A 6301-nucleotide genomic window follows, 5' to 3' on the forward strand; every position below is an offset into this window, starting at 1 on the left:
GGCACTTGTTGCAAATGATAATACCTCTCATTTACATTTTCTGACAACTTGCCGGAACCCAGGGTCAGCGCATGCAATCCTCCCGGCCAACGCACCCGACTGGCCCGACGACTTCGCGCGCCGCTGCGCTCGACCACGTCCGCGCGCATGAAGGTTTCAATCGTGGCTGGTATGCGGCGCCCGTCGGCTGGATCGACGCGCACGGCAACGGCGACTTCATCGTCGCGCTGTGCTCCGCGCTGGTCGACCGTGGCGCGTGCCGGTTGTTCGCGGGCTGCGGCATCGTCGCCGATTCCGAGCCGGTCAACGAATATCAGGAAACCGAACTCAAGTTGTCGAGCATTCAGGCGGCGATCCGCGTGCGCGATGCGGCGGCGGATGCCAATGCCCGCGGCTCGGCACAGCTATCGGATTCGTCGACGGTCGAATGATGCTTCGGCGCGACGACCGCGCGCATCACAACAGCGGCAGCGTGAGCCGGATATGCTCGGCGAATGCCGTCGTCAGATGCGACGGCCGCTTGCGATCGAACTTCAGCGCAATGCCCACCGCCGGCAATGGCGGCAAGCGCGGATCGCCGGTGACGATCGCCAGGTCGGCCGGTACCGCCGTCTGCGTCATCACCGCGAACGCCTGCCCCGAACGCACCAGCGCGATCAGCCCCGCGAGACTGCTGCTCGCATACGCGACGCGGTAATCGCGGCCGGCACGATCCAGTGCCTCGCAGGCCGCGAGGTGATCGAGCGTGTCGCGATCGGACAGCGCCAGCGGCAACGGATCGAAATGCGCGGGTTCGAGCCCCGGATAGCCGATCCAGACCAGCTGCTCGCGGCGAATGATGTCGTCGTTCGCGCCGTCGTCCGGCAATGAAATCATCGCCAGATCGACCGCGCGATTCTCCAGCTGCTCAATGAGCCGCGGCGTCGGCCCGCATACGACTTCGACGATCGCCTGCGGATGCTGGCTCGAAAACTGCCGCAGCAGCGAAGGCAGCCAGACCTCCGCGTAATCGTCCGGGCACCCGAAGCGGATCGTCCCCGACAACCCCGTGCCGCACAGGTCGGCCATTGCCTCGTCGTGCAGCCTCAGGATGCGCTGCGCATGCACGAGGAGCCGCTCGCCCGGGTGGGTCAGCACCACGCCGCGGCCGGTGCGCTGGAACAGCGGCTGGTCGACGACCTCCTCGAGCCGCTTCATCTGCTGGCTGAGCGCGGACTGGGTCCGGCCGACACGCGCGGCCGCGCGGCTGAGCGCGCGCACCTCGGCGATCACGACGAACGAGCGCAGCAGGTCGATTTCGAGCGAAAGCCCCAAGGTATTAGCTCCTTTTCTACCTTGCATAAGAACTATTCGTTTCCATCAAACCAGACGCGCGCCTAGACTGCAAGCGCCCCCTACCCCCTACCCCTTGCCCGGAGACGCCCGATGTCCCTGAACGACGACCCGACCTTCTGGCGCAACGCCAGGCAGCACCTGGTCCGCTACGGCGGCACGTTCGAGCCGATGATCATCGAGCGCGCGCAAGGCAGCTTCGTGTACGACGCGGACGGCCGCGCGATCCTCGATTTCACATCAGGCCAGATGAGCGCGGTGCTCGGCCACAGCCATCCGGAGATCGTCTCCGTGATCGGCGAATACGCGGGCAAGCTCGATCACCTGTTCAGCGGGATGCTGTCGCGGCCGGTCGTCGACCTCGCGACGCGCCTGGCCGACATCACGCCCGCCGGGCTCGATCGCGCGCTCTTGCTCAGCACCGGCGCGGAATCGAACGAAGCGGCGATCCGGATGGCGAAGCTCGTCACCGGCAAGTACGAGATCGTCGGCTTCGCGCAGTCGTGGCACGGGATGACGGGCGCGGCCGCGTCGGCCACGTACAGCGCCGGCCGCAAGGGCGTCGGCCCGGCGTCGGTCGGCTCGTTCGCGATTCCGGCGCCGTTCACGTACCGGCCGCGCTTCGAGCGCAACGGCACCTACGACTACCTCGCCGAACTCGACTACGCGTTCGACCTGATCGATCGCCAGTCGAGCGGCAACCTCGCGGCCTTCATCGCGGAGCCGATCCTCAGTTCGGGCGGGATCATCGAGCTGCCGGAAGGCTATATGGCGGCGCTCAAGCGCAAGTGCGAGGCACGCGGGATGCTGCTGATCCTCGACGAGGCGCAGACCGGCGTCGGGCGCACCGGCACGATGTTCGCGTGCCAGCGCGACGGCGTGACGCCCGACATCCTGACGCTGTCGAAGACGCTCGGCGCCGGGCTGCCGCTCGCGGCGATCGTCACGTCCGCGCAGATCGAGGAACGCGCGCACGAACTCGGCTACCTGTTCTACACGACGCACGTGTCGGATCCGCTGCCGGCGGCCGTCGGCCTGCGCGTGCTGGACGTGGTGCAGCGCGACGGGCTCGTCGCACGGGCGAACGTGATGGGCGACCGGCTCCGGCGCGGCCTGCTCGACCTGATGGAGCGCTTCGACTGCATCGGCGACGTGCGCGGACGCGGGCTGCTGCTCGGCGTCGAGATCGTCAAGGATCGCCGCACGAAGGAACCGGCGGACGGGCTCGGCGCGAAGATCACGCGCGAATGCATGAATCTCGGGCTCAGCATGAACATCGTGCAATTGCCCGGCATGGGCGGCGTGTTCCGGATCGCGCCGCCACTGACCGTCAGCGAGGAAGAGATCGACCTCGGCCTGTCGCTACTGGAGCAGGCGATCGCACGTGCGCTGTAGCGGTGTACGGCAGCGCGCTGCTCCGCTGCCGTACGTTCCGTCGCGCCGGATCGGCGACCGGCGAGAAGGAAACGAGATCAAGATTCCCGATCGATCGACATGCTTCGGTGTCCGCGCAAATCGCGCAAGTCGCGCGTGACGCGCCGGCAGTCACGCGTCGCGCATCACGGGTACGCGCACGCCGCTCAGGTACCCGTCGACGTATATTTGCGCACCCCGAACCGCCACGCGACGAAGCACGCGCCCAGGAACACGAACGCGACCGCCGGCGCGAGCGGCAGAAACCAGCTCGGCGCGCCGAGCGGATCGGGCTTGCCGAGGATCGCCAGCACCGGGAAGTACGCGATGCACGCGATCGGCACGACGAACGTCAGGAAATGACGGAGCCAGCCCGCATAAAGACTGATCGGGAACTGCGCGGCCTGAACGCCGCCGTACGTGACGACATTGACGACTTCCAGGCTCTCGACGGTCCAGAACGCGAGCGTGGCCTGCAGCACCATCAGCCCGAAGAACAGCGCGACGCCACCGGCGATCGTCCACACGGCCAGCGCGATCGACGTGGCGTTCCAGTCGAAATCGAGCGCGCGCGTCGCGACGACCAGCACGACGATACCCTGCAGCAGCCGCCCGATCACGCGCAACCGGAAGTCATGGCCGATCAGTTGCAGCGTGGCCGTGCGCGGGCGCAGCAGCAGGCGGTCGAAATCGCCCGTGCGGATGAAGTCGCTGCCGAACACGTCGAACCCGCGGCTGATGAAATCGGCGATCGCGAAGCTGACGCTGACCATTCCGAAGAACATGCAGATGTCGCCGAAGCGCCAGCCCTGCACGTCGCCGAAGCGGTCGAACAGTGCCCAGATGCCGACCAGTTCGATGAGGGTCGTCAGGAACGTGCCCGCGCCGAGCATCAGGCTCGAGGCCGGATACTGGAGCTGGGCGCGGATCGAGGTGGCGAAGTAGCGGGACAGCAGGCGGGCGGCATGCATCGGGTCAACCTCCCTGCAGGTGAAGCCGCGCCATCACGCGGTGCATCGCCATGCGCCCCAGCGTGACGAAGGCGACGATCCAGAACGCCTGCAGCGCGATCCCGGCCCACGCGGCGCCCCCGCTCAGCGTGCCGATGTAGATCCGCGACGGGATGTCGAGCATCCCGGCGAACGGCTGGGCGATCAGCAGCGGCTGCAGCCAGTCCGGAAACAGGCCGAGCGGAATCAGGTTGCCCGAGAACAGGATCACGAACGCGGGCGCGAGCGTGTTGATCCCGCGATCGGTCAGCGTCGCGGCGATACACAGGTTGAGCAGCATCACGAACGCGGCAGCGAGCCCGATCATCAGCATCACGGACACGACGAACAGCGCGGCCCGCGCGGCGTCCGCCGGCGGCTGCCAGGCCCATTCGCCGAACCCGGCGAGCGGCAGCGCGATCGCTGCCGCGACGAACATCAGCAGGACTCGCGGCAGCGCCCGCGCGCTCATCCACGCCATCGCCCGCACGTACCACCACGTGTATGTATCGACCGGGCGCAACCGGTCATAGCTGACCGCGCCGGTCCGCACCGCCGCCGCGACATCGGGGTCGCCGGCCCACGGCAGCAGCGCGAACATCGCCTGCGCGATCCACGTGTAGGTCGTCACCTGCTCGAGCGTCATCGACGCATGCGCGTGCGTCGCGTGACGATAGAACGCCGCATAGATCATCACCTTGAGCGCGCCCCACCAGCATTGCGTCGTGAAGCCCGCGAGGGCCGCCGCGCGATACTGGAGCAGGGTCTTGAAGCGTGCCGAGAAAGCCGCGGCGTACGGGCGCAGGACGTCCATCGGCTCAGGCTTCCGTCGCGCCATGCAGGCGGTAGAAGCGCGCGATGACCTCCTCGATCGCCGGCTGCTCGACGCGGATATCCTCGACCGCATGCTCGGCCGCGATGCGCGCGACGAGCGCGGGCGCACCGATGACGCCCGGATCGAACGCGAGCTCGGCCGTGCGACCCTCGCGTCGCAGCAACTGCGTACCGGCGATGTCGAGCGCCGGTGCTTCGTCCGCGAAGTCGACCAGGATGCGGCGGTCGGACAGCACGCCGGCGCGCAGCGCGTCGAACGGCTGGTCGGCCAGCACGCGGCCATGTCCGATGACGATCACGCGCTCCGCGAGCGCCTCGATGTCGTGCATGTCGTGCGTCGTCAGCAACACGGTCACGCCGCGCTCGCGGTTCAGCGTCTTGACGAATTCGCGCACCGCGAGCTTCGACGGCGCATCGAGGCCGATGGTCGGCTCGTCGAGAAACAGGATCGGCGGCTCGTGCAGCAGCGCCGCGGCAATTTCGGCGCGCATCCGTTGCCCGAGCGACAACTGGCGTACCGGCTGGTCGAGCAGGCTGTCGAGGCGCAGCATCGCGACGAGCGCGTCGCGCGTGCGCCGATAGGCGCCGGGATCGACACGATAGATGTCGCGCAGCAGGTCGAAGCCGTCGATGACGGGCAGGTCCCACCACAACTGGCTGCGCTGCCCGAACACCGCGCCGATGCGCGCGACGTGTGCGATGCGGTCGTCGAACGGCACGCGGCCGTCGATGACCACCCTGCCGGAAGTCGGCCGCAGGATGCCGGACAGGACCTTGATGGTGGTCGACTTGCCGGCCCCGTTGGGCCCGATGAAACCAAGCAGCTCGCCGTGCCGCAGGCTGAAGCTGACGTCCTTGAGCGCTTCGACTTCACGCCAGCGGCGGCGCAGCAGCCCAAGCATGCCGGGCTGCCGCTCCGCGACGCGATAAGTCTTCGCCAGGCCTTCGACGATGATCTGGGACATGCGATCCTCGCGGGTTCGTTAGCGGCCCGCGGCCGTCGGGCAGACGGTGCCGGCGCGGAAAGCGCGCGATCTTATCATGGGGCGGCGCAACGGATCGCAGCATGACCGGTTGCGTTGCAGCGGAGAGGGCTACCTGGCGTGACCCGCATCGTCGCGTGTGTATCGATTCGGACGGATGGCCCAAACGCAGCCGATTTGACTACGATCGGAGCCGAATCGGCTACACACCTGCTGCAACCGGCAAGCCGCCTGCCTTGCGGATGCGCTACCGGACGCGATAGCCACCCGCGAAGTGTTTCGTGCCGGCGATGCGGAGACTCTCCGACTGGTCGGGCTGGCGTTGCATGCGTGAACGCCACCTTGGCCGCCCCGGCGTGCCCGATCAGCGATGCGCGAGCACGTTGACGAGCTTGCCGAACGGATCGCGCACGTAAAACCTCCGCACGCCCCAAGGCTCGTCAGCCGGGCCGTACTCCACCGGAATCCCGGCCGCATGCACACGTGCGAGCGCCTCATCGACATCGTCGACCTCGATCGACAGATCGGGCGTCGGCGTACCCGCCCCGCCCTGCGATGCGAAGCTGATCTGCACGTCCATCTGCTCGTCGTTGCCGTAGGTCGCGATCCAGCCGTGGTCCATCAGCAGGTCGAGGCCGAAGATCCGCTGGTAGAAGCGCTTGGCGTCGTCGACTGAGCGCGTGTCGATATTGGCGACGATCCGTTTGACTTTCATCGGGTTCCTTCACGGGGCGTGACAGTACCGCGACG

At 67.6% G+C, this 6301-nt stretch carries 6 protein-coding genes and 1 pseudogene; 2 read left to right on the top strand and 5 right to left on the bottom strand.

All coding sequences use genetic code 11. From position 1 onward, the window contains the following. Positions 1–116 precede the first annotated feature (116 nt). Positions 117–431 (top strand): annotated as a pseudogene (locus JYJ84_RS25750) (chorismate-binding protein); the annotation flags it as partial. 25 nt (positions 432–456) lie between these two features. On the opposite strand, the gene JYJ84_RS25755 reads toward JYJ84_RS25750, so the two are convergent. Continuing rightward, complete coding sequence (locus JYJ84_RS25755) at positions 457–1341, bottom strand: LysR family transcriptional regulator (RefSeq protein WP_175219992.1); 885 nt, start codon at positions 1339–1341, stop codon at positions 457–459. A gap of 84 nt (positions 1342–1425) precedes the next feature. Here JYJ84_RS25755 and JYJ84_RS25760 point away from each other — a divergent pair, with 84 nt between their 5' ends. Next, the gene (locus tag JYJ84_RS25760; RefSeq protein ID WP_174955980.1) at positions 1426–2727 is read left to right on the top strand and encodes an aspartate aminotransferase family protein; all 1302 of its coding nucleotides are present in this window, start codon (positions 1426–1428) and stop codon (positions 2725–2727) included. A 185-nt stretch (positions 2728–2912) separates the two neighbouring features. On the opposite strand, the gene JYJ84_RS25765 is transcribed toward JYJ84_RS25760, so the two are convergent. The 4 genes from JYJ84_RS25765 to JYJ84_RS25780 form a co-directional block, all read right to left on the bottom strand. Beyond that, a complete protein-coding gene (locus tag JYJ84_RS25765; RefSeq protein ID WP_122947775.1) occupies positions 2913–3716 on the bottom strand; it encodes an ABC transporter permease in 804 nt (267 codons plus the stop codon). Between the two features lie 4 nt (positions 3717–3720). Further along, complete coding sequence (locus JYJ84_RS25770; protein ID WP_174955981.1) at positions 3721–4548, bottom strand: ABC-2 family transporter protein; 828 nt, start codon at positions 4546–4548, stop codon at positions 3721–3723. A gap of 4 nt (positions 4549–4552) precedes the next feature. Then, the gene (locus tag JYJ84_RS25775) at positions 4553–5533 is read right to left on the bottom strand and encodes an ATP-binding cassette domain-containing protein (protein ID WP_175219989.1); all 981 of its coding nucleotides are present in this window, start codon (positions 5531–5533) and stop codon (positions 4553–4555) included. 382 nt (positions 5534–5915) lie between these two features. Continuing rightward, a complete protein-coding gene (locus JYJ84_RS25780) occupies positions 5916–6266 on the bottom strand; it encodes a VOC family protein (protein ID WP_089452088.1) in 351 nt (116 codons plus the stop codon). Positions 6267–6301 lie beyond the last annotated feature (35 nt).

The sequence above is a fragment of the Burkholderia sp. LMG 13014 genome, from assembly GCF_905232215.1.
GTDB lineage: Bacteria > Pseudomonadota > Gammaproteobacteria > Burkholderiales > Burkholderiaceae > Burkholderia.